The sequence below is a fragment of the Endozoicomonas montiporae CL-33 genome (genome assembly GCF_001583435.1).
In the GTDB taxonomy this organism is placed as follows: domain Bacteria; phylum Pseudomonadota; class Gammaproteobacteria; order Pseudomonadales; family Endozoicomonadaceae; genus Endozoicomonas_A; species Endozoicomonas_A montiporae.
This window is the reverse complement of the sequence record NZ_CP013251.1, coordinates 1,780,077-1,804,988: the sequence shown is the minus strand read 5'-3', so window position 1 is coordinate 1,804,988 and position 24,912 is coordinate 1,780,077. Positions and strand designations below refer to the sequence as shown.

The window sequence follows — 24,912 nt, the reverse complement described above, 5'->3', positions numbered from 1 at the left end:
GCTTAAGCACTCAACTCTCCAAGCCCCCAAGCTACTTGTCCTCCACAGGCTTTGCCGACCCTGCACCGTGCCAGAGCCTGCGAAAACCCTGCCCCAGCTCGCTGATCACCACATACAGAGTGGGTGTCAGAATAAGCGTAATAGCGGTAGCAAACAGAATCCCGAATCCAAGGGAAATCGCCATGGGCGACACCGCCTGAGCCTGCAGGCTTTTTTCCATGGTAATGGGCACCAGTCCGAGGAAGGTCGTCAGGGACGTCAGTATAATCGCCCGAAAGCGCTCGCGCCCTGCGTATATTGCAGCTTCATAGACGCTTTTGCCTGTTGCCTTCGCCTTATTAATGAAATCCACAAGGATCAGACTGTCATTCACCAGTACACCGGCAAGGGCGATCAGACCAAAGGTGGACATCAGGCTGAACGACTTACCCATCAACAGATGTCCAATCAGAGCTCCCACCAGCCCGAAAGGAATAATTGCCATAATCAACAACGGTTGAACATAAGAACGAAGGGGAATAGCAATCAGGGCATAGATCATCAGCAGGGCCACAGAACCCAGAACCGATAATTGCTTAACCGTTTGTTTCTGTTCCAGGCTGGCACCGTCCAGACCACTGGCGACGTCCGGATAACGGGCATAAAGATCCGGCAGGAAGTTCTCTCTGACATCCTTGATGACCGTATCAGGCTCAATCCGCTTCACATCAACGTTGGCCGATACCGCCAGAGCACGCTTACCATTGGTTCGCCGAATATAGCTGGTGCCCTGCCCCGGTGTAATCGTCGCCACCTGGTAAAATGGTACCTCACTGCCATCCGCTGTCCGGATGCGCACCCTATCCAGATCGGTTAAATCATCACGATCTTCCCTTGGATAACGCAGAATCACCTTGACCTCTTCACGACCGCGCTGGATTTTCTGAACTTCCTGCCCATAAAAGCCCTGACGCACCTGATTACCCAGGCTGGCAAGATTCAATCCCAACGCCTGGGCTCCTGGGAGAATATCCAGAATCACTTCATCAATGGCAGACTCTGTCGTGTTCTCGACATCGTACACACCACGGTAGGATCGTAACTGCGCTTCGAGCTCTGCAGCAGCCTTTTGCAGCTGTTCGTTGTCATTACTGCTCAAACGAAAATAGACGGGTTTGGAACCACCCGCATGGCGCTCGGTAGAAAAATCAAGTTTCTGCACCCCGACCATGGCTCCGGCTTCATCGCGCCACAAATTCGCGACCTCGCCCACTTCAATAGAACGCGCTTCCGCTTTGCTCAACTCGGCAATAATCACACCCTCGTCATCACCTCTTGACCAGAGCATCAGACTTTCAACCAGCGTTTCGCCTTCGTTTTCCTGTCGGTAACGTTCATCCACACGCATAGCGGCCTGTTCCAGGCGAATCAAAGTGTCATTTCGGTCGGCAATGGAAACACCTGCGTGCATATCCAGTGTCACTTCGATCATATCGCTGGGAATTTTCGGAAAGAACACAAAACGAATCAGCGGACTGACCATCACGCTCACCGTAATGATCATCACACCGGCAAACACACTGAGAGTGACATAACGATTACGCAGCGCCTTTTCCATCAGCGGCTGATAAACCGTATTTACAAACCACTGCAATCCGTGGTCAACGCGATTTTGCAACCTTGCCAGACGGTTCGACGGAGGCTTACCCGCTTCAACTTTACGCATATGGGCAAGATGTGCAGGCAAAATCAGTTTTGATTCCACAAGGGAAAAGAACAGGCAGAGAATCACCACCAGACCAATGGCATGAAAGAATGGCGACGCCTGACCGGTAACGAACAACACCGGCAAAAAGGCAGCCATGGTCGTTAATACACCGAAGGTAGCGGGCACCACCACCCGATGAACACCCGCCACGACGTTATCCGTCGTATGCCCGTAACGGGAAATGCTGGTGTAGGCACTCTCACCCATAATGATGGCATCATCCACCACCACCCCAAGCACCAGAATAAAGCCGAACAGGCTGAGCATATTGATAGACACCGGCATCAGGGCATTGGGCATTAGCCAGATGGCTCCGAGAAAACAGACCGGAATACCCACCACTACCCAGAACGCCACCCTCATACGCAAAAACAGGGTTAACAGCAGAAACACCAGAACGCCGCCACTGAGCATGTTTTTCATCATCATGTTCAGACGACTTTTCAGGTAATAAGCCCCATCACCCCAAGGTCGGGCCTCCACACTGACCGGCAGCTGACTCTGATAATTACCCAAAAAGTGACGTACATCCCTGGAAGTTTGCAGAGCGCTGATATCCCCTTCGGAAATCACACTGATGGTAATCGCTTCCCTGCCATTAAACCGGACAATACCTTCATCCTCGACAAAGCCGTCGTGTATATCGGCGATATCCCGCAGATAAAGCCGACTGCCATCGGCATTGGTTCTTACAACAAAGTCGGCAAAGTCAAAGCCGGTATACGCCTGCCCGCGGGTTTTAACTGAAATATCCCCATCGCGGGTTTTAATTGAACCTCCGGCAACATCAATGGAAGCGCTTTTCAATGCCCTTGCCACTTCATCAAACGTTAAGCCGTACTTTCGTAGCGCCGATTCTGACAATTGAATAGAAATTTCCAGATCGTCTTCACCCAGCAACCGGGTTTTGGTCACCGTCGGCAATGTCAATAACGCTTCCTGCAACGATTGCGCCGTTCGTTGCAGTGACAGTCTTTCAATATCGCCAAATACGGTGACCAGTAACACACGATTTTCAGGCTCGATCTTGGTGATCACCGGCGTTTCTACATCAACAGGCAGTGTCGTTAAACCTTCCACAGAGACTTTGACATCGTTGTAGAGTGTATCCAGATCAAAACCGGTTTCCACCTCGATGCGAACACGCCCAAGTCCTTCTCTGGCGGTACTCACCACCTTTTTGATACCCGACAGATCCCTGACCGCTTCCTCGATTTTGAGTACAACACTTTGTTCTATGTCATCAGCACCAGCACCGGGATAGCTAACCGACACCTGAATAGTGTCTGCGGCAAAATCCGGAAATATAGTTTTCTTGATGGAATAGGTGCTGAGAAGACCCGCGACAATAATGGTGAGCATTAGCAGGTTAGCTGCCACCGGATTATTGGCAAACCAGGCGATCACCCCTTTTTTGTACACGCTGTCATCATGATTGTGCGACATCATGCCACCTGTTTAGCCGTTATTATTAATGGATTTCGTTGCATTAGAAGACAGCCTGACTTTCATGCCCTCCACTGGGTTCGTCAGCGGTGTCAGACACAAGCGCTCTCCGGCTATTAGTCCATGGGACACATAAACTTTGTTTTCATCGGCATAAACCGGCTGGATCGTCCGATAACGCAAACTGTTGTTATCATCAATCACCATCACCTTGCCATCGGCGTAGACTGCACGACGAGGGATCTGAAACAGCCCTTCCACTTCGCCGCCCTGTAGCCGGGCAGTCACAAAGCTTCCCGCTTTCAATGGTTCAGGGTTTTGGGAGTCATTCCCTTTGGCAGGATTAAGCGCATACGGGTCAGTAACGCGGGCAACGACATAATGCATACGACTTTTCTCGTCCACCGTTCCTTCCACCCTGACCAGATCGGCTTCCCAGGTAACCGTTTGCCCCCCCAGAGATTGACTGAGAGAGACCTGAATGTCGGATGAAACCTGTCGTCCGGCTGCAGGCAAATCAATGAAGGCAAGATCCGCCGGTTTTAATGGCAGGCGCACTTCCGAAGACCCTACCGAAAACACCATACCAAGCTGGGCTCCTGTACCCAGAAACTGACCAAGATTGACCATCCTCTCTCGCACCATGCCATCGTATGGTGCCCGAATAACTGTTCGCTCAAGATCTCTGAGGGCTTTATCCAGCTGGGCACCGGCTGCCTTCACCTGAGCTCTGGCTTCTGCTACATAAGGTTCACGGAGGAGGAGTTCGGGCGCATCTTCCAGCTTGCGACCACTGCGCAACCAGCTTTGTTTTTCAGCTTTGGAACGGGCTGTTTCTTCGGTCAGGCGAGCTTCACTGGCAGCGAGAGACGCCTCAGCCTGACGTACCGCCACCCGATAGTCACTGTCGTCAATCCGGACCAAAAGATCGCCTTTTTGAAAAACGCCACCACTGACAAACACCGGTGCCACCTCGGTGATCAAACCAGAGACCTGTGTCACTAACGTTGTTTCAATGGCCGGATGCACAACCCCCTGACTGTTGATTGAAAACCGAACCGATTCGGTTGCCAGTACTCGTGACTCGACCAGAGGAATAGTGGTGATTTGTTTCTCTTCTTCCGGGGGCTTGCTCAGCTTTGTTAAGCCAAAACCGATGCCTGCACAAATAGCCAGAACAGCCAGAGAGATGAACAGCTGACGACGTGCATTACTGCTTGCCATGATGGGAATCCGTTGTCGTTTTTATTATTGTTCAGAAAACTGCCACGGCATTGAAAGTGACAGCCTTTGGGGATCATAGCAAATTTTGCTTTTATTTAAACGTCCGGCTTTCTTTAAACGCTAGGAGGCTGTCCAAGAATAGCGCCCGTAGCGAGGATCGTAGAAAATTGAGGATAAAGATTCGGTTTTGAGAGGAGAATGGCGAGCTATTTGACGAACAAAAGCGGATTTTTAGACCAATTTACTACGACCACAGTAGGGCAGACTATTCTCGGACAGCCTCCTAGTGCTGGAAAGCTCTAATATCCATACACTCTTATGCTTGCAGAGGCCGAGCCCGATAAGTCCACTTAAAAGGCTTGGCCATCCGCTCATTGAAGAAATCTACAAAACCATGAAGTCTGGTTTTCAGGTCTTCAGTTGATGTAAATATGCCTCTTTTCAAAAACCGTCTCACCAAAATGGAAAACCAGATTTCAATTTGATTCAGCCATGATGCGTGCTTTGGCGTGTAATGAAATACTACTTTATGGGATGGGTCACTGAGGTAAGCCGCCCGAGTTTCCATATTTTTCAAAATACCGGATTTACCTTTGACGCCAAGCTCATTAGCTGGTGTGTTTTCGATAGCTGCAACCTTCATGACAGCCGCTTCTGACATGTGTGTATTGAGCTGATCCATGACCAAATGCCAACCTGCTGCCTTTGGGTCACTGGCCAGAACAAGATCCAGCCAGTCAGCAAAATCCTGCTCTGTTCGAGTATCTCTAATAAGAGGAATTATCTTTCCTGTAGCCACATCCATACCGGCCAGCAAAGCTTGCGTTCCATGACGAGTATACTCAAACTCACGCTTTTCTATGTGACCCGGCTTAACCAGTTTGTTTGGTTTCACGGGCTCCAGAGCTTGCATGCCTGTTTTTTCATCAAAGGAAAAGGTATTGATGCCTTGCTCTGCACGCTCAACGGCTTTCTGATAGGTGTCACATATATCGGCGCAGCGGATTTCAAACGCTTCATCTTTCGGAGTATCAACCCAGCCTTTGACCTTGTCTGGACGAATGTCGGCCTGATTTTAAAAAACGCCCCACCTGTCTCTGCGAGATGGATGAGACAATTTTTTTGTCTACTGCCACCATGGCTAATAAGCTTTCTGACCAATGGCTGAAGGGGTAGCCATGGTCTTCTGGCTTGTCGCAAGACAGGGCAATAATCTGGCAAATCTGTTCAGCGGTAAACTTGGGCGGAGTGCCCGGCCTTTGGGCTTCTTTCAGCTTTTCCAGGGTGGATTGGTCATCAGGTCGTTCGACCCAGTGCTTGCGCCAGCGGGTAACCGTTTCTCTGGTACATTTTAATTTTTTAGCTGTTCCGAGCAGGCTTTTACCTTCTGCACCAGCCAGTATGATTTTGGCTCTGAGCACAAGTGACTGACTACTTTTGCGTCTGCGGACTATGAGCTCAAGGTCTTTACGCTGCTGGTCTGACAAGACGATTTTCTGGGTGTGTTTTGACTGCATCCGTGCTGCTTCTGACAAAGCTGGGGGCGAAAAATGGATGCAGATCAGAACACAACATGAGGTGTATGTATATTAGAGCTTTCCAGCACTAGGGGGCGTTCTCAATTAGCTCAAGTATGCATGTTTGAGGTATAGTTTGCGGCTTTTTTGGTTCACTATGCCTCGTACAGTTCTCCGCAATGATCAATGGAATCGAATCAAAGACCTCCTGCCAGGAAAATCATCAGACTGTGGAGTAACAGCCAAGGATAATCGCAAGTTTCTCGAAGCTGTTCTGTGGATTGCCAGAACTGGAGCACCATGGAGAGACCTACCAAATTCTTTCGGAAATTGGCACAGAGTTTATGTTCGCTATAACCGTTGGTGCCACAAGGGAACGTGGGGCGGTAGTGGCACAGTTCTGTGATTCTAGCCCTGTCTGCTAAAATACGACATTCGGCAACTTTGAAAAATGCGGTTTAAAAATGTGCCTTACGCAAGTCCTCTGTACAACATGTGGCAGTAACCAAGTTCGGCCTTTCGGATACAGCACTCATGATGTTCCACGATACTATTGCTGTAATGACAAATGTGAAATCAAAACCTTCATGCTTGAATATCGCTACAAGGCCTGTGAGCCTGGCGTTAAAGAAAAAATCATCGATATGGCAATAAATGGCAGCGGAATCAGGGATACAAGTAAAGTACTCGGAATAAGCAAGACAACAGTAATAAAGACTCTAAAAAAAATGAAAGCGGTCTGGTAAAGGTCAACCCAAATATTCAAACTATTGATCTCAAGTCAGATGCAATTATTCATGTAGGGCTTGTCTGCCAAGAGGCTGAGCTAGATGAGCAGTGGTCGTATGTTCATGATAAATCGAACCAACGCTGGCTTTGGTATGCTGTTGATCACGCTACAAATACCGTGCTTGCTTATGTTTTCGGAAAACGGAAAGATGAAGTTTTTAAAGAACTCAAAACACTTCTGAAGCCATTTGGTATTAATAAATTTTACACCGATGATTGGGGAGCCTATGAGCGACACCTTGATGAAAACATGCATATTATTGGTAAAGCAAACACTCAGAAGATAGAGCGTAAAAACCTTAATTTTCGGACTTGGATTAAACGGTTGGCCAGAAAGACAATTTGTTTTTCAAAGCTCGAAAAGATGCACGATATTGTTATTGGATTATTGATTAATAAAGTTGAGTTTGGGGTCAATATTCACGCGATATAACAGTTCTGGCCCACTACCCGTGGGGCGACATCTTTGAAGAGCTTTCCAAGGATAAGGATCTTGAGTATCTGATGGTAGACGGCAGTATTGCTCGAGTTCATCAGCATGGAGCACCAAAAAAACAGCTCAAGATGATGAGGCCGTTGGCAAATCAAGAGGTGGTCTGACGACTAAAATCCATGCTGCTGTAGATGCTCTGGGAAATCCGGTTCGCTTAATACTGACAGCAGGTCAAGCATCAGAATATGGTCAGGCAAATGCATTAATAGAGGCTTTTTCTGCAGATTATGTTCTTGCAGATAAAGGCTATGACTCAGATGCATTCATTCTGGCTATCGGCTGTATAGGGGCTGAACCGGTTATCCCGCCGAGAAAAGGAAGACTGCAACCAAGGCTCTATGACAGAGAGCTTTACAAGGAGCGCAATCTTGTAGAAAGGTTATTTCAAAAGCTGAAGCACTTCCGGAGAATCGCAACCCGATACGAACGGTTGGGTCGAAATTACTTGGGAATGCTTCAGTTGACAGCTTCTTTGGTCTGGTTGGCGTAATTGAGAACGCCCCCTAATCCGGATAGCTTGGAAACAACTGAAACGTTTGCTAATAAACATCTCATACTGTCGAATCTTCCAATTTTGATAATATCGCGCGATGTTGCAGAAAGAAGAGGCCTTCAGAATCAAGACCCCATTCTTCCAATTTTTACTGTTACTTCAATAAATGTTGAACAAGAGCCTGACGGTCACAACTCATACTATAGAGTTGAGGGAAGAACAGGGGACGTATCTATATTATTTGATAATCATGGCTATCTTGATTTGTTCACGGCCAGGCATAGAGCTATCGACTGGCACTTTGATGTGATTCGAAACCCTCATTATGAGGAAGAGGACGAAGAAGATATCAGGGTGATTGATGAGGTGCCGCCAATGCCGCTGTTGGATGCGAGCTATGCTCCTCGTCAGGTGCACCCACTTCGCCGTACCGAGAACTTTGCTAACCTTCATCTCGAGTCCATCAGAGAAGAGCCTGTCATTCTAAATCAGTCTTTCCACAGAGCTGATTCAGCTGCATTGACGGTAACGATTTTGTCGTTACTGTTTATACATCATAAACGCAACGACTAATTGTGAAGAAAAATGAATACTTTTGCCAGGCAGGAAGGGGCATATTATCCAGTAAAAAATCTCAATTTCACAAGAGCATGGCTGACAATCAGAAGAGTTGACAGCCATGCTCTCTTAAATAAAAAAGCAATCAACGAGAAAAAGCCAGCGCTTTTCTTTCCAGCAGACGAACCAGCAATGTCATAATGCCGGTCAGCACCAGATAGATTACCCCCGCCATCGTAAATACCGTCAAGGTGTCGTAGGTTCGTGCATTGAGTCGTGAGGCATAGCCCATTAAATCCATCAGCGTAATGGTACTGGCAAGAGAAGACCCTTTCATAATCAGAATCATTTCATTGCCATAGGCTGGCAACGCACGACGCACCGCGTGAGGCAGGATAACGTTTCTCAGCGATTGCGCTTTGGTCATGCCCAGTGCATAGCAGGCTTCCCATTCCCCCGGAGCGACATTATCAATAGCGCCTTTAAACAACTGGGTTGAATAAGCGGCGCTGTTCAACGCCAGGGCGAGCATGGCACAAAACCAGGGTTCACTCAGCAAGGGCCAGAGGCGGCTGTTTTTAAACAGGTCGAACTGGGCGGGGCCGTAATAGATTAAAAAAATCTGTACCAGCAAGGGTGTGCCGGTAAACAAAAGAATCTGTAACCGGACCAGAGAGTTCAGCACCCGGATGCGCAGAGTCAATACCAGGGTGAATAACAGAGCCAGTGTACAGCCCAGCAGCAAACTGGCGAAGGTCAGTTCCAATGTGGTTCCCAGACCTTTCAGCAGTTCTGGCAGGTAAGAGAGTGCAGCGTCCATACTCATGCCTTTAACTCCCTGACGTAACGGCTGGAATGTTGTTTCATGCGTTGCAACAGTTTCTGGCTGATCAGGGTAATCACCAGATAAATCAGAGCCGCAATACAGTACCAGGTGAAGGGTTCATAGGTCTGAACAGAAATCAGCTGTGCCTGACGCAGAATGTCGTTGATACCGATCAAGGCGACAAGTGCCGTATCTTTTAACAGCACCAGCCATTGATTTCCAAGCCCGGGCAAGGCATGACGCCACGCCTGGGGCAAGACGATGCGAAAAAAAGCCCGGCGTGTCGGGACGCCAAGCGCCTTTGCGGCTTCCTTTTGTCCCTTGCCGACAGAGAGCAGGGCGCCTCTGAGGATCTGACTGGCATAAGCCGAGTAAATAAGCGACAGGGCGATGGTACCGGCCGTGAAAGGGCTTAGTTCAATAAACTGATCCGTTAATAAAAAGAACGCGTGAGTGAAGCCAAAATAGACAAAGAAAATAATCAGCAGTTCTGGCAGCCCGCGCAGGATGGTAACAACGGAGGTTGTCAGCCATCCCAGAGGTCGGAAACGGGACAGTTCTCCCAATGCAAACACCATAGCCAGCACAAGGCCAACCCCAAGGGCTGACAGCGCCAGCCCGAGGGTCATGAGTGTTGCATCAAAAAACAGCCCGGCGTAGCGCGTCACCGCGTCAGTAAGGGTCGATGCATCCATGTGTAGGTCGTTACCGCTTTACTTGGCTTCTGGGAAATACTTGTCGTGGATGGTCTGCCAGGTGCCGTTTGCCTTCAGTGTGGACAGAGCCGTGTCAATCTTGTCTTTCAGAGCGTCTTTCTGACGGACAGCAATACCATAGCCTACGCCAAAATACTCTGCATCCCGGATGGTTTCACCCAGATGACCATACTCGCCTTTGCCTCGCTCCAATAGCCAGTCATTAGCAACGGCAGTATCAGAGAAAACGGCATCGACACGTCCGTTCGTCATGTCCAGAAAGGCGTTCTGGATAGTTTCATACGGACGAATGGTGACGCCATGCTTTTCAAACTTGTCGATCATGTAGGTCTGGAAAGTAGAACCATTCTGGACACCAACCGCCTTGCCTTTCAGGTCCGCAGCGGACTTAAACGGTTGGTTTTTGGCCGCCACAAAAGAGGCCGAATTTTCAAAGTAAGGCATACTGAAATCAACTTGCTCCTGACGATCCGGAGTAATATCCATACCGGCAATCACTGCATCGAAACGACGATATCTCAGGCTGGGGATCAGGCTGTCGAATGGCTGATTACTGAACGTGCACTCTGCTTTGATCTCTGCACAGATGGCTTTCGCCAGATCAATGTCGAAACCGGTCAGTTCGTTATTTTCATCCAGAAATTCGAAAGGGGGATACGTTGCTTCAGTACCGAAGCGTATGGTTTCGGTTGCCTGAATCGGTAAACTGCCCATGGTGAATACGCCGGTGGTAACGCCGATAGCAAACAACTTTTTCATTGATTTTTTCATTGATGTTTTCATTGAAGAGTCCTGTTGTTGGTATGATTCGTCCTGAAATGACTCAGGTGTCCGCAATTAATGTTCCAGAAACGACTTGAATGCGGCTGTTTCCGGTTGGGAAAAGTGACTGGCGGGGCCGTCTTCGACAATGTGACCATCTTCAAGATAAATCACACGACTGGCGACTTTTTTGGCAAACTCCACTTCGTGGGTGACCACCACAATGGTAATACCCGAGTCGCTTAATTCCCTGATGATGTTCACGACCTGATTGGTAATGGCCGGATCAAGGGCAGCAGTGGGTTCATCAAACAGCAGAATCTCGGGAGACAGCATCAGGGCTCTGGCAATCGCTACCCGTTGCTGCTGGCCGCCGGACAGGGAAGATGGCCAGGCTTCAGCCTTATCAGCCAGTCCCATGCGTTCCAGTAATTCATGAGCCTGATCGATGGCCTGCTCTTTGGGTGCTCCCTGGACAACGGGGGCTTCAATCAGGTTTTGCAATACGGTCATATGTGGCCAGAGGTTGTACTGCTGGAACACCATGCCAACTTTTTTTCTCAGGCTGCACGCCTGCTGCTTCAGTTGGGTATCGGCTTTTCCATGAAATTGAAACGACATACCGGCAATGTCCATAGTGCCGGTATCCGGTATTTCCAGAAGGTTCAGCATCCGCAACAGCGTGCTTTTGCCTGCACCACTGGCTCCGAGAAGAATGGTGGTTTCGCCTTTCGGAATGGAGAAACTGATCTTTTTCAGGACTTCAGAAGAACCGAATGATTTACTGAGGCTTTGTACTTCAATGCCCATTGCCTGTACGTTTCTTTGATTATGAATGTCGGTAGATTTTCTTATACTACAGTGCTTGAAATCAAGCCCTGTTTGAATAATTATTCATCTGTAGCGGTTTTTTATACAGATCAGCTTTCGGAAATGATCTCAGGACAACATTTCAGGACAACATTTCAGGACATAGTTTTAGGAATAATATGGCCAGTCAAAAGCAGGAAGACCTTGTCAAAGCGTTCAGGCAGCTATTGAAAGATGAGAGTTGTGGCTCTCAAAGTCAGATTGTCAGCGTGCTTCAGGAGCAGGGCTTCGATAATATCAGCCAGTCAAAAGTGTCAAGGATGCTGAGCCGCCATGGAGCCGTCAGGGCTCGCAATGCCCGCAACGAGCTGGTGTATTGCCTGCCTCCGGAAATGGGCAAACTGGATGCTAACATCTCTGTCCGCGACCTTGTAGAGGAAGTGGCTCATAATGGTGCCCTGATTGTGATCAAAACCAGCCCGGGGGCTGCCCAGATGGTCGCAAGGCTGCTTGATTCCATCAGTCGGGCAGAAGGCATTCTGGGTTGTGTTGCCGGTGACGACACCATTTTTGTTGCTCCTGCCGATGTGAAAGAAATCAAGGCTATTCAGGAGAGCATTCAGGAACTCTTTGGCTGAAAGCCTATTGCGATGATTAAAAAGGGCTGTCAGATGGAGATAGCCCTTTTTTTTGTCTGTTTTTTGTACGTTAAAGTGGAGATTGACAAAAAAACTCTGTCCCAGATCAAAAGTCTTTCAAAAACAGTAGCTTCCGCATTGTTTTTTCGTTGTTGCGCAAATAAGTTGGTCGGGTGCGAGAGCGCAGCCCGAATAATAATGGACAAAGGAAAATATAATGAGAAAGCTAAAGGTAGCTATTGCCTCATGTGCGGCAGTGTTGTTGGCTGCCTGCAGTAGTCCTCAGGATACAGCAGGAATCCGGGATACCGTTGTGGTTGCTCAGCGATCTGATGCAAAAACACTGGACCCACACGCCACCAACGACCAACCTTCTTCACGGGTAGCGGTGCAAATTTACAGTCAACTGGTTGAAACCGACTCCAATATGGAGATAGTGCCCGGTTTGGCTGAGTCGTGGGAGCAAGTAGACGACAAGACTCTAAAGCTTCATTTGCGAAAAGGTGTCAAGTTTCACAATGGCGAAGAGCTAAAGGCATCTGACGTCAAATTTACGCTTGATCGTATGATTGCTTCACCCACCGTTGCTCATATTGTGGGCGCAATCGAGTCAGTCTCTGTCATCGATGAGTACACTGTTACTGTTAAAACCAGTGAGCCTTTTGGCCCGCTGCTTTACCATCTGAGCCATACGGCAGCATCCATTCTCAATGAAAAAGCAGTCACAGAAGCGGGTGACAGCTATGGTCAGAACCCTATTGGAACCGGCCCTTATGAGTTTGTTAGTTGGTCAGTAGGCGACAGCGTGACGCTGAAAGCCTTTGATGACTATTATGGTGGTAAACAGGAAGTACCTAATGCCATATTCAGAAACATTTCAGAAGGCACCAATCGTGCCATTGCCCTGGAAACTGGTGAAGTCGATATCGCTTATGATATTGAACCTATTGATAAGGACACCATCCATAATCACAAACAGCTCAAGTTGATTGAAGGGGAGTCTCTGTCCATCACTTACTTTGGGTTTAATGTCAATCGTGCGCCTTATGACAATGTTAAAGTACGTCAGGCAATGGCCTATGCCATGAATACGCAAGACATTATTGATGCTGTAGTGATGGGAGGCGGTTTACCCACGAACTCTCCCATAAGCAGTCGTGTTTTCGGTCACAACCCTGAAGCCAAGCAGTATGAACAAAATTACGATAAAGCTCGTCAATTACTGAAAGAAGCAGGATATGAGAATGGATTTGAGACCACTCTGTGGGTGAGTGACAACCCGGTTCGGATCCAGATTGCTCAGGTTATTCAGGCTCAGTTGCGTGAAGTGGGTATCCATATGGCGATAGATGTTGTTGAGTGGGGCGCTTTTCTTGATGGCACATCCCGTGGAGACCATGAAACCTTTATGATGGGTTGGGTAACTGTCACGGGCGATGCGGATTATGGTCTGTACGCGTTGTTTAACTCGGCCACACACGGCGGCGCAGGTAATCGTTCTTTCTACAGTAACGATGATATAGACTCCATGCTCCAGGCAGCCAGAGTCTCCAGTGATATGGCTGAGCGTAGCAAACTGTATGGAGACATCCAACTCACCTTGCAGGAAGAGCTGCCGACCATTTCGATCTTCAATGAATTCCAGAATGCAGGTATGCAGAGTAACGTGAAGGGCTTTGAGTTGGCACCACCGGGCCATCACAAGCTTCGCGGCGTTCGCTTTGAAGGTTAATCAACTCTGATGTCGGCAGGGTTCACTTTGTCGGCATAACAGTCTGTTATTAAAAAAATAGAATCAGCACCTACGTTGGCAGGATACTTTCGTTGACTGCCAACGGCTGTTTGGTGGTACATGCATAATTTTATTCTTAAAAGGCTGTTTCAGCTGATACCGGTTCTGCTCGGTGTTTCATTGTTGGTCTTTGCCATTATGTCGTTTACTCCGGGCGACCCTGCACAGTTGATTCTGGGTGAGAATGCACCTGCTCATGCTGTTGAGTCACTCCGGGAAGAGATGGGGCTGAATGACCCGTTTGTCATGCGTTATGCCCGCTATGTTGGTAATGCTGTTACAGGCGACTTGGGTCGTTCGTATTCCTCTGGTCGCGATGTGTTTAATGAAATTTTTCTACGTTTCCCCAACACCTTGATTCTGGCAGCTCTGGGTACTGTGATTGCTGTGCTCATTGGTATTCCGGTAGGCATACTCTCGGCAACACGTCAGTATTCATTTATTGACAGCAGCTCTATGTTAATGGCGCTTCTGGGCGTATCGATGCCTAACTTCTGGCTGGGCTTAATGATGATTCTGGTCTTCTCCGTCAATCTGGGCTGGCTGCCATCCGGTGGATACTCTGACTGGAGTTCATTGATCTTGCCTGCTATCACGCTGGGAACGGGTTCTGCCGCCATTATTACTCGAATGACACGCTCATCCATGTTGGAGGTGATTCGTCAAGATTATATTCGCACGGCAAGGGCGAAAGGGGTTGCTGAAAATGTGGTTATTAATAAGCACGCTCTGAAAAATGCCTTGATTCCAGTGATCACCGTTATTGGCCTTCAGTTTGGTAACCTGATCGGCGGTGCCGTTCTGACAGAAACGGTGTTTTCGTGGCCGGGGGTTGGGCGAATGATGGTTGACGCTATTCGACAGAAAGATACGCCGATGGTGATGGGTGCTGTTATGTTTTTGGCAGCTGCTTTTACGTTGGTGAATCTACTGGTGGATCTGCTTTATGGTTATGTTGATCCGCGTATCAAGTCACAATACGCCTGACAATGACAGGGAGCGTTGTTTATGTCTGAAGAAGTAATGTTCGATGCTTATGAGGAGTCTGTTAAAAAAGCTCCGCGCAAACGCAGCCCGTGGTTGGAAGTATGGCAGCGCCTAAGGCGAAACAAAATGGCGATGCTTGGGCTGTGGATTTTGTCTTTTGTTGTGTTTGCTGCAGTGTTTGCCGGATTTATTGCCGATTATGAATCGGTGGTGATTGCCCAGAACCTGGCTGACCGTTTGCAGGGGCCTGGTGCCCAATACTGGCTGGGAACTGATGAGTTTGGGCGTGATATTTTTGCCCGGCTAATTCATGGTGCAAGGGTTTCGTTGCTGGTGGGTGTTTTGTCTGTTGGCATTTCCATTGTTATCGGTGGGGCGCTGGGTGCAGTGGCTGGTTATTACGGTGGACGATTAGACGACATCATTATGCGGGTGATGGATGTCTTTCTGGCTGTTCCCAGTATTTTGCTGGCTATCGCTATTGTCTCGGCTCTGGGTGCAAACCTGACCAATCTTATGTTGGCGATTGCCATTTCAAATATTCCAACGTTTGCCCGTGTAGTTAGGGCTTCTGTACTGTCCATCAGAGATCAGGAATTTATAGAAGCTGCACGCGCCATCGGTGCCAGTGATGTGCGTATTATCTTTCGTCACATCATTCCTAACTCTTTGGCTCCGGTCATTGTTCAGGGTGCGTTGGGCGTAGCTCTTGCCATTCTTTCCACCGCAGGGCTCAGCTTTATCGGGTTGGGCATTCAGCCGCCGGAACCCGAATGGGGGTCGATGTTGGCGGGTGGTCGTCAATACCTTCGTCATGCCTGGCATGTAACGACGTTTCCGGGGTTGGCGATTATGATCACCATTTTGGCATTAAATCTGTTAGGCGACGGATTGCGTGATGCTCTCGATCCCAGATTAAAGCATTAATGCATCAGGAACAACAAGGACAAGATTGAAGTATGTCTGAACAAAATAAAGGACAGCCACTGCTGTCCGTTGAAAACCTGAGTATTGTTTATGAAGTGGGTGGTGAAATTACTCGGGCCGTTAGCCATATAAATCTGACTCTGAACCGGGGGGAAACCCTTGGTCTGATTGGTGAAACCGGAGCCGGAAAAACCACCACAGCGCTAGGTGTCATGAGACTTGTACCTAACCCGCCCGGGCGGGTGGCAGGTGGCAAGGTATTTTACGATGGTTGTGATCTTTTGGATTTACCGGAAGACCGGATGAGGGAGATTCGGGGAAACAAGGTTTCGATGATCTTTCAGGACCCAATGACATCATTAAATCCGGTGATGACGGTTGGGGACCAGATTGCAGAGGTGGTACTGATTCATCAAAGCGTTGATAAACCCCAGTCAATCAATAAAGCGAAAGAAATGCTTGAGATGGTGGGCATTCCTGCTGGGCGATACAGTGAGTACCCACACCAGTTTTCCGGAGGGATGAAGCAGCGGGTTGTTATTGCCATCGCACTGGCCTGTAATCCTGATCTTCTGATTGCCGATGAGCCGACTACCGCACTGGATGTCACCATTCAGGCGCAGGTATTGGATCTGATGAAAGGGCTTAAACAGAAGTACAATACAGCCATGATTATGATTTCCCATGATCTTGGTGTGGTTGCTCAGGTGTGTGACAAGGTGGCCATTATGTACGCCGGTGAAATTGTTGAAAGCGGCCCCATTCGTGATGTTTATCAAAACACACAGCACCCTTATACAAAGGGCTTGTTTGGCTCCATACCTGATTTGAATAAAGACGTTGAACGACTGGTACCGATCAAAGGGTTAATGCCAGATCCTACTCATCTGCCAAAGGGTTGCCGGTTTCATCCCCGTTGTCCGGAGGCAACCGCATTGTGTTCGAAAGTATCGCCAAAACCAGTCAGTACGTTAGTGGGCGGGGACCATATCGTCAGCTGCCATTTGGCACATCCTCAGCTTGAATGTGCAGGATAAGGAAATCGTTATGTCAGAAATTATGCTTGAAGTCAGAGGGTTGAAAAAACACTTCGACACACCTAAGGGCAAACTACATGCCGTTGACGGCGTGTCTTTTTCCATTGAAAAAGGCAAAACGCTGGGTATTGTTGGTGAGTCGGGTTGCGGTAAATCAACAACAGGTCGAGTGATTTTAAGGCTGCTGGAAGCGACGGAAGGGGAGATCCTGTTTGAAGGAAAAAATATTCGTGAGCTGGATAAAAAGCAGATGCGATTATTACGTGAAGAGATGCAGATAATCTTTCAGGATCCTTTTGCTTCGCTGAACCCTCGCATGACCGCCAGCGAGATCATTGCTGAACCGCTAATTATTCACAAACTGGTCAAAAGCAAGAAAGAGTTAACCAGACGGGTTGAAGAGTTAATGGATCTGGTTGGCTTGAGCCCGCGGCTGGTTAATACTTACCCTCATGAGTTGGACGGCGGGCGTCGTCAGCGTATCGGCATTGCCAGAGCACTGGCTTTGAACCCCAAGTTTATTATCTGTGATGAACCAGTTTCAGCTCTGGATGTGTCGATTCAGGCTCAGGTGTTGAACCTGATGCAGGATCTTCAGGACAGATTGGGTCTGACGTATATTTTCATTACTCACGATCTTTCAGTGGTCAAGCACTTTTGCGACGACATTGCGGTAATGTACCTCGGGCAAATGGTCGAGAAAGCCTCGGCAGGTGTTTTGTTCTCAAACCCTTCACACCCTTATACTCGCGCACTACTGTCAGCGATTCCCACAACCGACCTGGATAAAATCATGGAGCGCGAGGTGTTGGAAGGTGAGATTTCTTCGCCTGTGGATCCTGCACCAGGCTGCCGGTTTGCCGGGCGCTGTAAGCTGGCGAACAGTAGTTGCTCAGTGAAGGATATTCCATTGCAAGAGATTGCGCATCATCATTACGCCGCTTGTAATCAGTTAACTCAATAGGCAGGGGTGGTACCAATGTAAACGTAGGTCAGTGCGGTTTACCGCGCTGACAATAGTCTATACTCTTGGCTCAGTTGTTCCCTCTTGCACCATTGAACAGCTTATAAGCGTTTCGCTGAACTGATAGATGAGCTGAATGATATCTCCAACCTTTTTGTCTGACGATCATCAGATGCCTGATGTGAGCAATGGTCGTCGTCTGTCGTACTGCTATAAACTGAGTGGCAACTGGGTCAGTGCTCCTGTTCAGTCTTATAAACAACAATTGTCCAATGACTTGGAGCAGGAAAATCCTGAGGTGATTCACTTTTGTCAAGGTGAACGCTTCAGCTGGGATTCTGGCACCATGGCATTTATCCTTTCCTGCCAGCGCCTGTGTCAGCAGCATCGGTGTACTCTGGACATCAGTTGTTTACCTGAAGACATTCAATCGTTGCTAAAGCTGGCTACCAGTGTTCCCCCGAATCGGGAAGAGAATAAAAAACAACCCGATTACTTTCAGGTTTTCAGACAAAGTGCAGGCTGGGTTAAGGGCTGGTTGGCCTTTTTTGGCGAAGTGGGGCTCAGTTTTCAGAAAATGTTGTCCGGGCGCAGTGATGCCCGCTGGTCTGATGGCATTAATTCTTTGCATCAGGCTGGCCCCTCTGCTGTGCCTATTGTGACACTGCTTAGTTTTCTGGTGGGGATGATTCTTGCCTATTTGGGAACTGTTCAATTGCGGCAGTTTGGCGTCGAAGTCTATGTAGCCAATCTTGTTGGTCTGGGTATGGTACGGGAAATGGGCGCCCTGATGACAGCCATTATCATGGCCGGACGCACCGGGGCTTCGTATGCGGCACAGCTGGGTACCATGCAGGTTAACGAAGAGATTGATGCCCTGACGACATTGGGTATAAAACCTGTGGACTATCTGGTCATGCCCCGAATGATCGCTCTCATTGTGGCGATGCCGCTGCTGACGATCTATAGCAATATTCTGGGCATGCTGGGCGGGGCCATGGTGGCCGTTGGCATGGGTATTACGCCGAGGATGTATTATTTCCAGCTGTCGCAGGCGTTCACCATGACCGATGTTATGACCGGTGTAGCGAAAAGTGTTGTCTTCGGAGCCCTGATCGGTTTTGCCGGTTGCCATGCCGGGATGAAGTGTGGACGTTCGTCGGCTGCCGTGGGTCAGGCTACCATGACGGCCGTTGTGACTGCCATTATGTATCTGGTCGTTGCCGATGCGGGACTGAATATTCTGTATTTCCATCTGGGCATTTAAACGAGATATGAATCCTGAAGTATATTTGGGCAGTGATCCTGAGACCGATCCTGACCATAGTCCTGTCATTGAGGTACGAAATCTCAGATTGCAGTATGGGCACAAACTGATCCAGAAGGATCTCAATTTTTTAGTTCGAAAAGGTGATGTGTTTGTCATCATGGGCGGCAGTGGTTGCGGCAAGAGTACTCTGCTCAAGCATATGATCGGGCTTTATTCTCCGGTGCAGGGGCAGATTTTGTATCACGGGGAGGACTATTTCTCTGCCAGTGACGCGGATCAGCTATCCATGCGGACGCGTTGGGGAGTGACTTACCAGAGCGGCGCTCTGTTCAGTGCCATGACCTTGGCTGAAAATATTGCACTACCCATGCAGCAATACACAGGCTGGAGCAAAGCTGAAATCAGCGACCGGGTTGCGTATAAACTAGCGCTGGTGGGTTTAGCGGGTTATGAAGATTATTATCCATCAGAAATCAGCGGTGGTATGAACAAACGCGCTGGTCTGGCAAGGGCTCTGGCTCTGGATCCCGGTATTTTGTTTTTTGATGAACCGTCCGCCGGACTGGATCCGCTCAGTGCAGGACGCCTTGATGAACTGATTCTGGAGCTCAGTCAGTCGTCCGGGGCAACCGTAGTAATTGTTACCCATGAGCTGGCGAGCATTTTTGCTATTGGCAATAATGGTGTTTTTCTGGATGCCCAGTCCAGAACCCAGCTGGATACCGGTGCACCGTCTTATATGCTCCGGCACAGCAAGCAGCCCGTGGTGCGCGAATTTTTATCCCGAGGTGAAGTGTCTTCCTGAAAGCCTTTCGGACTGGTTTCGAAAGACTTCTGGCTTCATCAGAGATGACTTAAGGAGTAAGGACAAGCTGTAATGAGTCGCACAGCGAATAAGTTATCCCGCCCGATTATGGTCGGCGTTTTTATGCTGGCCATGGTGGCACTGGTCACGGCACTCACGGTCTTCGTGGGTCAGGGTAAGCTATCGGGCAGAAACAAGGAACGTCTGGTTGCTATATACGACACTAGCATTATGGGGCTAAACATTGGAGCGCCGGTGACCCTGCGGGGTGTCAAAATTGGTGAAGTGGCAGATATCAAGGCCAAACTCTACGATGATCCCTATCGGGTGCTGAACACGGTATTTGTTGATATTTATCCCGACACCATTATGTCATCGGATGATTCCAAACCCGAACTGAATCTGGATGATCTTTACCGGCGGGGACTGGGGGTCAAGCTTAAGGCGCAGAGTTTGCTGACGGGTCTTCTGTACATGGAGGTGGACTTCTATCATGATGCCCGACCGCGGATGATGGACGTTAAAACCCAATATCCGCAGCTTCCGACAGTGCCCAGCGATTTTGAAAGTATTGCCAATGAGTTGCAGGAAATGAACCTGCCGGAATTGATGCTTGATCTGGGTTTACTGGCCAGAAACCTGACAGAGGTCACCAGTACCGACGAGTTCAAGAACCTGCCCGCTGAGTTTAATCAGGCCATGCGCTCCTTTGACGTCATGGCTGGCGAGGTGGGCAGCAGTATGACGGATATACGTAATGAGTTTGTTGGTATGGCACAGGGCATGGAAGAGATGTCTCATATCATTGCCGAAGGTTTTCCGCAAACGAACGACAATATCAACCGAATGCTGGAAACACTGACGCAAGCACTGAACTCTATGGACGAAACCATTGAACTGCTGTCCGATACAGTGGCACCAGACTCGCCACTGATGTACCAGCTGGAACGGAGCACATCTGACCTTGGGCGTTCAGCCAGGGCGGTTCAGGGGCTGGCTGAAATGCTGGAAGAGCAGCCTAACTCACTGTTATCAGGTAAAAACCGGGGAAATCAATGAGAGCTGTTTTGTATCGCCCATTTGCACTGTTATTGATTTTACTGTTGGCCGGTTGTGCCAACTCTGTACCTTATCGTTACTATACACTGCAGCCAGTGGCAGAGAGGGAGTCAGCCGGTTTGTCGGACTCCATTGGCATCATGCCGGTGTCCATTCCGTCATGGCTGGATCGTAGCAATATGGGCTACATTGACGATGCTTTTCAGTTGCATCAGTTGAGTCTGGATCGCTGGGGAGAACCTCTGGCTGAAGCGATTACCCGGGTGCTGACCCAGAACCTGCAACACAAGAACCCGCAGGCGGATGTCTTTCATGGCCCATGGTTGCGAAGCCAGAGACCAAAAATCAAGATTCAGGTAGACATTCAGAACCTGATGCTGAAAGGCCAGCAGCTGGAGCTTGAGGTCAGCTGGCGCATAAACGGTGAGCGTCGCGTAAATCGTTATCAGGTGGCTATTAATGAGCAGCCTTCGGCGGTTGAACTGGCAAGAGCCATCAGTCAGCAGTTAGAGCAGTTTACCGATGACCTTCAGAAAGGTTTGAAAGGCGCTTCGTAAAGAAGACCGCAGGCATAAAAAAAGGGTTTTCAGCGTTGGCTGAAAACCCTTTTTACTAACTTTTTACTAATCAGTGTGGTGTTTATTCACCAATCTTGATCAGCTCAACATCAAACACCAGAACGGAGCCCGGAGGAATAGAGCCTGCCGGGCGATCGCCGTAAGCCAGTTCGGCCGGAATGGTCAGCTTGTACTTGGAGCCTTCCGGCATCAGCTGCAGACCTTCCTGCCAGCCTTCAATGACGCCACTCAGCGGGAAGGTGGCTGGCTGTCCACGTTCAACACTGCTGTCGAAGGTGGTGCCATCGGTCAGCTTACCGGTGTAGTGAACAGTAACGGTGTCTTCCAGGGTAGGCTTCTTGCTATCGTCCTTGCCTGCTTCAATAATTTCATACTGCAGACCGGAATCGGTGACTTTAACACCTTCTTTTTCAGCATTTTCTTTCAGGTAGTCTTCTGCTTTCTTACGGCTTTCTTCCACCATTTCCTGCTGGCGCTTTTCGATCAGCGGGCGCAGAGCCTGATCGTGTTCCTGCAGGGCGGAGATAATTTCTTCTTCAGTCAGCTGGCTCTTGCCGTGAACGGCATCTGCAAAGCCTTTGATGACCAGTTCACGATCCATTTTCAGACCCAGTTCATCCTGGCTGTCCAGAGTTTGCTGAGCGTAGCTGCCCATGGAAGCACCCATCGCATAAGCAGACGTCTGCTCCGGAGTATCCAGTTTGGCTTCAGCGTCGGTCGCGCCTTGCTGGTTACAACCTGCCAGAACAACGGCTGCGGCCAGGGCAGAAATCTTGAGAATCTGTTTCACTCTTTATCTCCAACGTGTCCTGCGAGGGAGCAGGGATCACTGTGCCGATGTATAAGTACTCAGCCATATGAAATCATATTTTCTGACTCATTCTCAGGTGCTCTCGGTAACTGCTCCTGCGTTACCCTATCTCCTGCATCCATGCAGTTGTGACTGCGTTGCAACTCTGGTCACATAGATTGCTATGCTCCCGTCGTTGCTCCTTGCATAGCACCTGCCCAATAAGCCAGAAATGTTCGATTCCATATGGCTGAGTACTTAGCGACACCGGTTACCAAAAATCAACAAGTCATGAATGATGGCACATAGGTGTCCATTGTTGAACCGTTAATCACCAGTTTTATTGATATTGACACATTTTTGACATGGAACAGACAGAGAGTAAGGAGAGCGCTGAGGGCTCTCCTTAGCGGAAGTTATATCGAAGCAGTACTATGGTGAGAACGATGATCCGGCAATGCCAGAGAAAAAATAGCGGTCAGGGCGATAAACAGACTGGAAATCCAGAGGCAGATCGTTAAGCCGCCAATCCCGAACATCAGTCCGGACAGAACCGTTCCGATCAGGCGTCCCATGGCATTGGCCATGTAGTAAAAGCCCACATCCATTGAAGCTCCGTCTTCTCTGGCATAGCTGACAATCAGGTAAGAGTGTAGCGATGAGTTAATGGCAAACACGGCTCCGAACGCCAGCAGACCAACGACAATGGTAAACTGGGGATGCCATTGCCACTGAACACCCAGTGCCACGAAAACAGATACGCCCAGTAACACCCCTGCCCAGACAATGGCAGACAATCGACCCGCCTGATTGCCTGTGATTTTAGGGGCAATACCCTGCACCAGACCGTAACCAATGACCCAGATTGCCATAAAGCCGCCCGTTTCTGAGTGGCTCCAGTCGAAGACTGTGGACAGGTAAACCGGCAGTGCGATGACAAACCAGACATCTCTTGAGCCAAACAGAAACATTCTGGCCGCGGAAAGAATGTTAATGCTGCGCTGACCCGAGAAAATATGGCTGAATTTTGCCTTGCTTTTGGCTTTGCCCATGTCTTTGTCCAGCCACAGCAGACTGAGACAAAGAACCACGGCGAGCACTGCAGCCATGGCAAGCACTGCAAAGCGAAAACCTGCCAGGCTCAGTAAGGCACCACCTATAAAGAAGCCCGCACCTTTCAGGGCATTTTTGGAACCCGTTAAAATAGCAACCCATTTATAGAGTCGCCCCTGCTGTTCGCCACAGACCAGCTTTTTAATAGACGTCTTTGCACTCATTTTGTTCAGGTCTTTGGCAATACCCGACAGTGCCTGGGCAAACATGACCAGTGGCACCGACAACCATTGCGAGGGTACCGCCAGCAGGCACAGAGACAGAATCTGCAGGACAAGACCGACATTCATGGTGCGGTTCAGCCCGATGCGGGCGCCGATCCAGCCTCCGACCAGATTGGTGACGACACCAAAGAACTCATAGAACAAAAACAGCATAGCGATTTCCAGCGACTGGTAACCCAGCGCGTGAAAATGCAGTACAACCAGCATTCGCAATGCACCATCGGTGATGGTGAAGTTCCAGTAGTTGAACGTGACCAGCAGGTATTGGCGCACATCACGATTCAGCGACGACAGCAGGCGATTCATCTCAGGCGGTTCCTACTTTTTTCACCAGTTCAGCGGTACGAACGGAGTAGCCCATTTCGTTGTCGTACCAGGCATAGATTTTTACCATACGACCATCAACCACCATGGTGCTCAGTGCATCAACGATAGTGGAACGCTCATCGCCTTTGTAGTCGATGGACACCAGTGGCTTTTCTTCGAAGCCCAAAATGCCTTTCAGCTCATTTTCAGAAGCGTCTTTTAACAGCTGATTGACTTCTTCAGCGGTGGTGTCGCGGGCAACGTCAAAGACCATGTCGGTGATGGATGCATTGGCCAGAGGCACACGTACCGCATGGCCATTCAGGCGACCTTTCAGCTCCGGGAAAATCTCTGTGATAGCGGTTGCAGAACCGGTCGTGGTTGGAATCAGGGACATACCGCAGGCGCGGGCACGGCGCAGATCTTTGTGAGGAGCGTCCAGAATAGTCTGGGTATTGGTCAGGTCATGAATGGTGGTCATGGAACCGCGCTCGATGCCCAGTTTCTCCTGAATCACCTTAACAATCGGTGCCAGACAGTTGGTGGTGCAGGAAGCGGCGGTGACAATTCGGTGTTGTTCAGCGTCGTACAGGTGGTCGTTAACACCCATCACTACATTCAGAACACCTTCTTCTTTCACCGGTGCGGTGACAACTACACGCTTAACACCCTGATCCAGGTATTGTTCCAGCAGAGCTTTCTTGCGATGAACACCGGTACCTTCAATGACAACGTCGCAGCCGGACCAGTCAACATCGCTGATGTCGCGTTCCTGCGTACACCGGATGGATTTCCCATTGATGAGAATGGCATTGTCTTCCGCCTGAGTCTGTTGGTGCCAGCGACCCTGTACCGAATCGAATTCCAGCAGGTGTGCCAGCGTGGTTGCATCGCCAGCTGCATCGTTAATCTGTACAAATTCCAGTTCAGGCCAGTCAAAAGCGGCACGCAGCGCCAGACGACCAATACGACCAAAACCGTTTATACCAACTTTAATTGTCATAACTGTACTCCAGTGAATATTTGAAGGAGTTTATGAAA

At 49.2% G+C, this 24,912-nt stretch carries 23 protein-coding genes and 2 pseudogenes; 14 read left to right on the top strand and 11 right to left on the bottom strand.

Annotated features, from left to right (window positions below):
* Positions 1-31 precede the first annotated feature (31 nt).
* From EZMO1_RS08135 to EZMO1_RS08120, 4 genes are all read right to left on the bottom strand, one after another.
* Positions 32-3,196: an efflux RND transporter permease subunit gene (locus EZMO1_RS08135; RefSeq protein WP_082211818.1), complete on the bottom strand. Its 3,165-nt coding sequence runs from the start codon at positions 3,194-3,196 to the stop codon at positions 32-34.
* A 9-nt stretch (positions 3,197-3,205) separates the two neighbouring features.
* Entirely contained in the window at positions 3,206-4,417 is a 1,212-nt protein-coding gene (locus EZMO1_RS08130) for an efflux RND transporter periplasmic adaptor subunit (protein WP_034874232.1), read from the bottom strand.
* Between the two features lie 316 nt (positions 4,418-4,733).
* Positions 4,734-5,312, bottom strand: a complete 579-nt coding sequence (locus EZMO1_RS08125) for a transposase (protein ID WP_413783212.1) — start codon at positions 5,310-5,312, stop codon at positions 4,734-4,736.
* 136 nt (positions 5,313-5,448) lie between these two features.
* Complete coding sequence (locus EZMO1_RS08120) at positions 5,449-5,934, bottom strand: helix-turn-helix domain-containing protein (protein WP_051789651.1); 486 nt, start codon at positions 5,932-5,934, stop codon at positions 5,449-5,451.
* Positions 5,935-6,091: 157 nt separating this feature from the next.
* Here EZMO1_RS08120 and EZMO1_RS25425 point away from each other — a divergent pair.
* From EZMO1_RS25425 to EZMO1_RS08105, 4 genes and pseudogenes are all read left to right on the top strand, one after another.
* A pseudogene (locus EZMO1_RS25425) lies at positions 6,092-6,316 on the top strand (transposase); the annotation flags it as partial.
* Between the two features lie 82 nt (positions 6,317-6,398).
* A protein-coding gene (locus EZMO1_RS28050; protein ID WP_420809930.1) for an IS1 family transposase occupies positions 6,399-7,156 on the top strand; the annotation gives its coding sequence in 2 pieces (ribosomal slippage) (positions 6,399-6,666 and positions 6,666-7,156; 759 coding nt in all).
* A gap of 160 nt (positions 7,157-7,316) precedes the next feature.
* A pseudogene (locus EZMO1_RS28045) lies at positions 7,317-7,706 on the top strand (IS5 family transposase); the annotation flags it as partial.
* A 27-nt stretch (positions 7,707-7,733) separates the two neighbouring features.
* Positions 7,734-8,282 carry a hypothetical protein gene (locus tag EZMO1_RS08105; protein WP_034874235.1) on the top strand — a complete coding sequence of 183 codons (549 nt, stop codon included), beginning with the start codon at positions 7,734-7,736 and terminating at the stop codon, positions 8,280-8,282.
* Positions 8,283-8,412: 130 nt separating this feature from the next.
* On the opposite strand, the gene artM is transcribed toward EZMO1_RS08105, so the two are convergent.
* From artM to EZMO1_RS08085, 4 genes are read right to left on the bottom strand one after another with little or no spacing between them, the layout of a single operon-like run.
* Positions 8,413-9,093, bottom strand: coding sequence for an arginine ABC transporter permease ArtM (artM, locus tag EZMO1_RS08100; protein WP_236631980.1), 681 nt, complete (start codon positions 9,091-9,093; stop codon positions 8,413-8,415).
* On the bottom strand, positions 9,090-9,788 hold the full coding sequence (gene artQ / locus EZMO1_RS08095; protein ID WP_051789653.1) for an arginine ABC transporter permease ArtQ: 699 nt from the start codon (positions 9,786-9,788) through the stop codon (positions 9,090-9,092). Before artQ ends, artM begins: the two co-directional genes overlap by 4 nt.
* Positions 9,789-9,806: 18 nt before the next feature.
* Positions 9,807-10,592 carry a lysine/arginine/ornithine ABC transporter substrate-binding protein gene (locus tag EZMO1_RS08090; RefSeq protein WP_236631981.1) on the bottom strand — a complete coding sequence of 262 codons (786 nt, stop codon included), beginning with the start codon at positions 10,590-10,592 and terminating at the stop codon, positions 9,807-9,809.
* Positions 10,593-10,646: 54 nt separating this feature from the next.
* Entirely contained in the window at positions 10,647-11,381 is a 735-nt protein-coding gene (locus EZMO1_RS08085; protein WP_034874236.1) for an ATP-binding cassette domain-containing protein, read from the bottom strand.
* A 179-nt stretch (positions 11,382-11,560) separates the two neighbouring features.
* On the opposite strand from EZMO1_RS08085, the gene argR reads away from it, so the two are divergent.
* From argR to EZMO1_RS08035, 10 genes are all read left to right on the top strand, one after another.
* On the top strand, positions 11,561-12,019 hold the full coding sequence (argR, locus tag EZMO1_RS08080) for a transcriptional regulator ArgR (protein WP_034874237.1): 459 nt from the start codon (positions 11,561-11,563) through the stop codon (positions 12,017-12,019).
* A 217-nt stretch (positions 12,020-12,236) separates the two neighbouring features.
* Positions 12,237-13,751 (top strand): glutathione ABC transporter substrate-binding protein, encoded by a 1,515-nt coding sequence (locus EZMO1_RS08075; protein ID WP_034874238.1) that lies wholly within the window; start codon positions 12,237-12,239, stop codon positions 13,749-13,751.
* A 120-nt stretch (positions 13,752-13,871) separates the two neighbouring features.
* On the top strand, positions 13,872-14,798 hold the full coding sequence (gene nikB / locus EZMO1_RS08070; protein WP_034874239.1) for a nickel ABC transporter permease: 927 nt from the start codon (positions 13,872-13,874) through the stop codon (positions 14,796-14,798).
* Between the two features lie 21 nt (positions 14,799-14,819).
* Positions 14,820-15,725, top strand: coding sequence for an ABC transporter permease (locus tag EZMO1_RS08065; protein ID WP_082211829.1), 906 nt, complete (start codon positions 14,820-14,822; stop codon positions 15,723-15,725).
* 32 nt (positions 15,726-15,757) lie between these two features.
* Positions 15,758-16,762 carry an ABC transporter ATP-binding protein gene (locus EZMO1_RS08060; RefSeq protein ID WP_034874240.1) on the top strand — a complete coding sequence of 335 codons (1,005 nt, stop codon included), beginning with the start codon at positions 15,758-15,760 and terminating at the stop codon, positions 16,760-16,762.
* Between the two features lie 10 nt (positions 16,763-16,772).
* Positions 16,773-17,726 carry an ABC transporter ATP-binding protein gene (locus tag EZMO1_RS08055; protein ID WP_034874242.1) on the top strand — a complete coding sequence of 318 codons (954 nt, stop codon included), beginning with the start codon at positions 16,773-16,775 and terminating at the stop codon, positions 17,724-17,726.
* 136 nt (positions 17,727-17,862) lie between these two features.
* Positions 17,863-18,993, top strand: coding sequence for an ABC transporter permease (locus EZMO1_RS08050; protein WP_051789655.1), 1,131 nt, complete (start codon positions 17,863-17,865; stop codon positions 18,991-18,993).
* A 7-nt stretch (positions 18,994-19,000) separates the two neighbouring features.
* Positions 19,001-19,801 carry an ABC transporter ATP-binding protein gene (locus tag EZMO1_RS08045; protein ID WP_051789657.1) on the top strand — a complete coding sequence of 267 codons (801 nt, stop codon included), beginning with the start codon at positions 19,001-19,003 and terminating at the stop codon, positions 19,799-19,801.
* Between the two features lie 72 nt (positions 19,802-19,873).
* The gene (locus EZMO1_RS08040; RefSeq protein WP_034874243.1) at positions 19,874-20,860 is read left to right on the top strand and encodes an MlaD family protein; all 987 of its coding nucleotides are present in this window, start codon (positions 19,874-19,876) and stop codon (positions 20,858-20,860) included.
* Positions 20,857-21,417: a PqiC family protein gene (locus EZMO1_RS08035; RefSeq protein ID WP_051789659.1), complete on the top strand. Its 561-nt coding sequence runs from the start codon at positions 20,857-20,859 to the stop codon at positions 21,415-21,417. Before EZMO1_RS08040 ends, EZMO1_RS08035 begins: the two co-directional genes overlap by 4 nt.
* 82 nt (positions 21,418-21,499) lie before the next feature.
* On the opposite strand, the gene EZMO1_RS08030 is transcribed toward EZMO1_RS08035, so the two are convergent.
* From EZMO1_RS08030 to EZMO1_RS08020, 3 genes are all read right to left on the bottom strand, one after another.
* Positions 21,500-22,228: a BamJ family beta-barrel-assembly machinery protein gene (locus EZMO1_RS08030; RefSeq protein ID WP_034874244.1), complete on the bottom strand. Its 729-nt coding sequence runs from the start codon at positions 22,226-22,228 to the stop codon at positions 21,500-21,502.
* 416 nt (positions 22,229-22,644) lie between these two features.
* Positions 22,645-23,871 carry an organoarsenical effux MFS transporter ArsJ gene (gene arsJ, locus EZMO1_RS08025; protein WP_201772160.1) on the bottom strand — a complete coding sequence of 409 codons (1,227 nt, stop codon included), beginning with the start codon at positions 23,869-23,871 and terminating at the stop codon, positions 22,645-22,647.
* A 1-nt stretch (position 23,872) separates the two neighbouring features.
* A complete protein-coding gene (locus tag EZMO1_RS08020; protein WP_034874245.1) occupies positions 23,873-24,874 on the bottom strand; it encodes an ArsJ-associated glyceraldehyde-3-phosphate dehydrogenase in 1,002 nt (333 codons plus the stop codon).
* Positions 24,875-24,912: the final 38 nt, after the last annotated feature.

Excerpts from the sequence above, each read along its gene's own strand:
- EZMO1_RS08135 (WP_082211818.1), bottom strand. The coding sequence starts at position 3,196 with ATGATGTCGCACAATCATGATGACAGCGTGTACAAAAAAGGGGTGATC.
- EZMO1_RS08130 (WP_034874232.1), bottom strand. The coding sequence starts at position 4,417 with ATGGCAAGCAGTAATGCACGTCGTCAGCTGTTCATCTCTCTGGCTGTT.
- EZMO1_RS08120 (WP_051789651.1), bottom strand. The coding sequence starts at position 5,934 with ATGCAGTCAAAACACACCCAGAAAATCGTCTTGTCAGACCAGCAGCGT.
- artM (WP_236631980.1), bottom strand. The coding sequence starts at position 9,093 with ATGAGTATGGACGCTGCACTCTCTTACCTGCCAGAACTGCTGAAAGGT.
- artQ (WP_051789653.1), bottom strand. The coding sequence starts at position 9,788 with ATGGATGCATCGACCCTTACTGACGCGGTGACGCGCTACGCCGGGCTG.
- EZMO1_RS08090 (WP_236631981.1), bottom strand. The coding sequence starts at position 10,592 with ATGAAAACATCAATGAAAAAATCAATGAAAAAGTTGTTTGCTATCGGC.
- EZMO1_RS08085 (WP_034874236.1), bottom strand. The coding sequence starts at position 11,381 with ATGGGCATTGAAGTACAAAGCCTCAGTAAATCATTCGGTTCTTCTGAA.
- argR (WP_034874237.1), top strand. The coding sequence starts at position 11,561 with ATGGCCAGTCAAAAGCAGGAAGACCTTGTCAAAGCGTTCAGGCAGCTA.
- EZMO1_RS08075 (WP_034874238.1), top strand. The coding sequence starts at position 12,237 with ATGAGAAAGCTAAAGGTAGCTATTGCCTCATGTGCGGCAGTGTTGTTG.
- nikB (WP_034874239.1), top strand. The coding sequence starts at position 13,872 with ATGCATAATTTTATTCTTAAAAGGCTGTTTCAGCTGATACCGGTTCTG.
- EZMO1_RS08065 (WP_082211829.1), top strand. The coding sequence starts at position 14,820 with ATGTCTGAAGAAGTAATGTTCGATGCTTATGAGGAGTCTGTTAAAAAA.
- EZMO1_RS08060 (WP_034874240.1), top strand. The coding sequence starts at position 15,758 with ATGTCTGAACAAAATAAAGGACAGCCACTGCTGTCCGTTGAAAACCTG.
- EZMO1_RS08055 (WP_034874242.1), top strand. The coding sequence starts at position 16,773 with ATGTCAGAAATTATGCTTGAAGTCAGAGGGTTGAAAAAACACTTCGAC.
- EZMO1_RS08050 (WP_051789655.1), top strand. The coding sequence starts at position 17,863 with ATGATATCTCCAACCTTTTTGTCTGACGATCATCAGATGCCTGATGTG.
- EZMO1_RS08045 (WP_051789657.1), top strand. The coding sequence starts at position 19,001 with ATGAATCCTGAAGTATATTTGGGCAGTGATCCTGAGACCGATCCTGAC.
- EZMO1_RS08040 (WP_034874243.1), top strand. The coding sequence starts at position 19,874 with ATGAGTCGCACAGCGAATAAGTTATCCCGCCCGATTATGGTCGGCGTT.
- EZMO1_RS08035 (WP_051789659.1), top strand. The coding sequence starts at position 20,857 with ATGAGAGCTGTTTTGTATCGCCCATTTGCACTGTTATTGATTTTACTG.
- arsJ (WP_201772160.1), bottom strand. The coding sequence starts at position 23,871 with ATGAATCGCCTGCTGTCGTCGCTGAATCGTGATGTGCGCCAATACCTG.
- EZMO1_RS08020 (WP_034874245.1), bottom strand. The coding sequence starts at position 24,874 with ATGACAATTAAAGTTGGTATAAACGGTTTTGGTCGTATTGGTCGTCTG.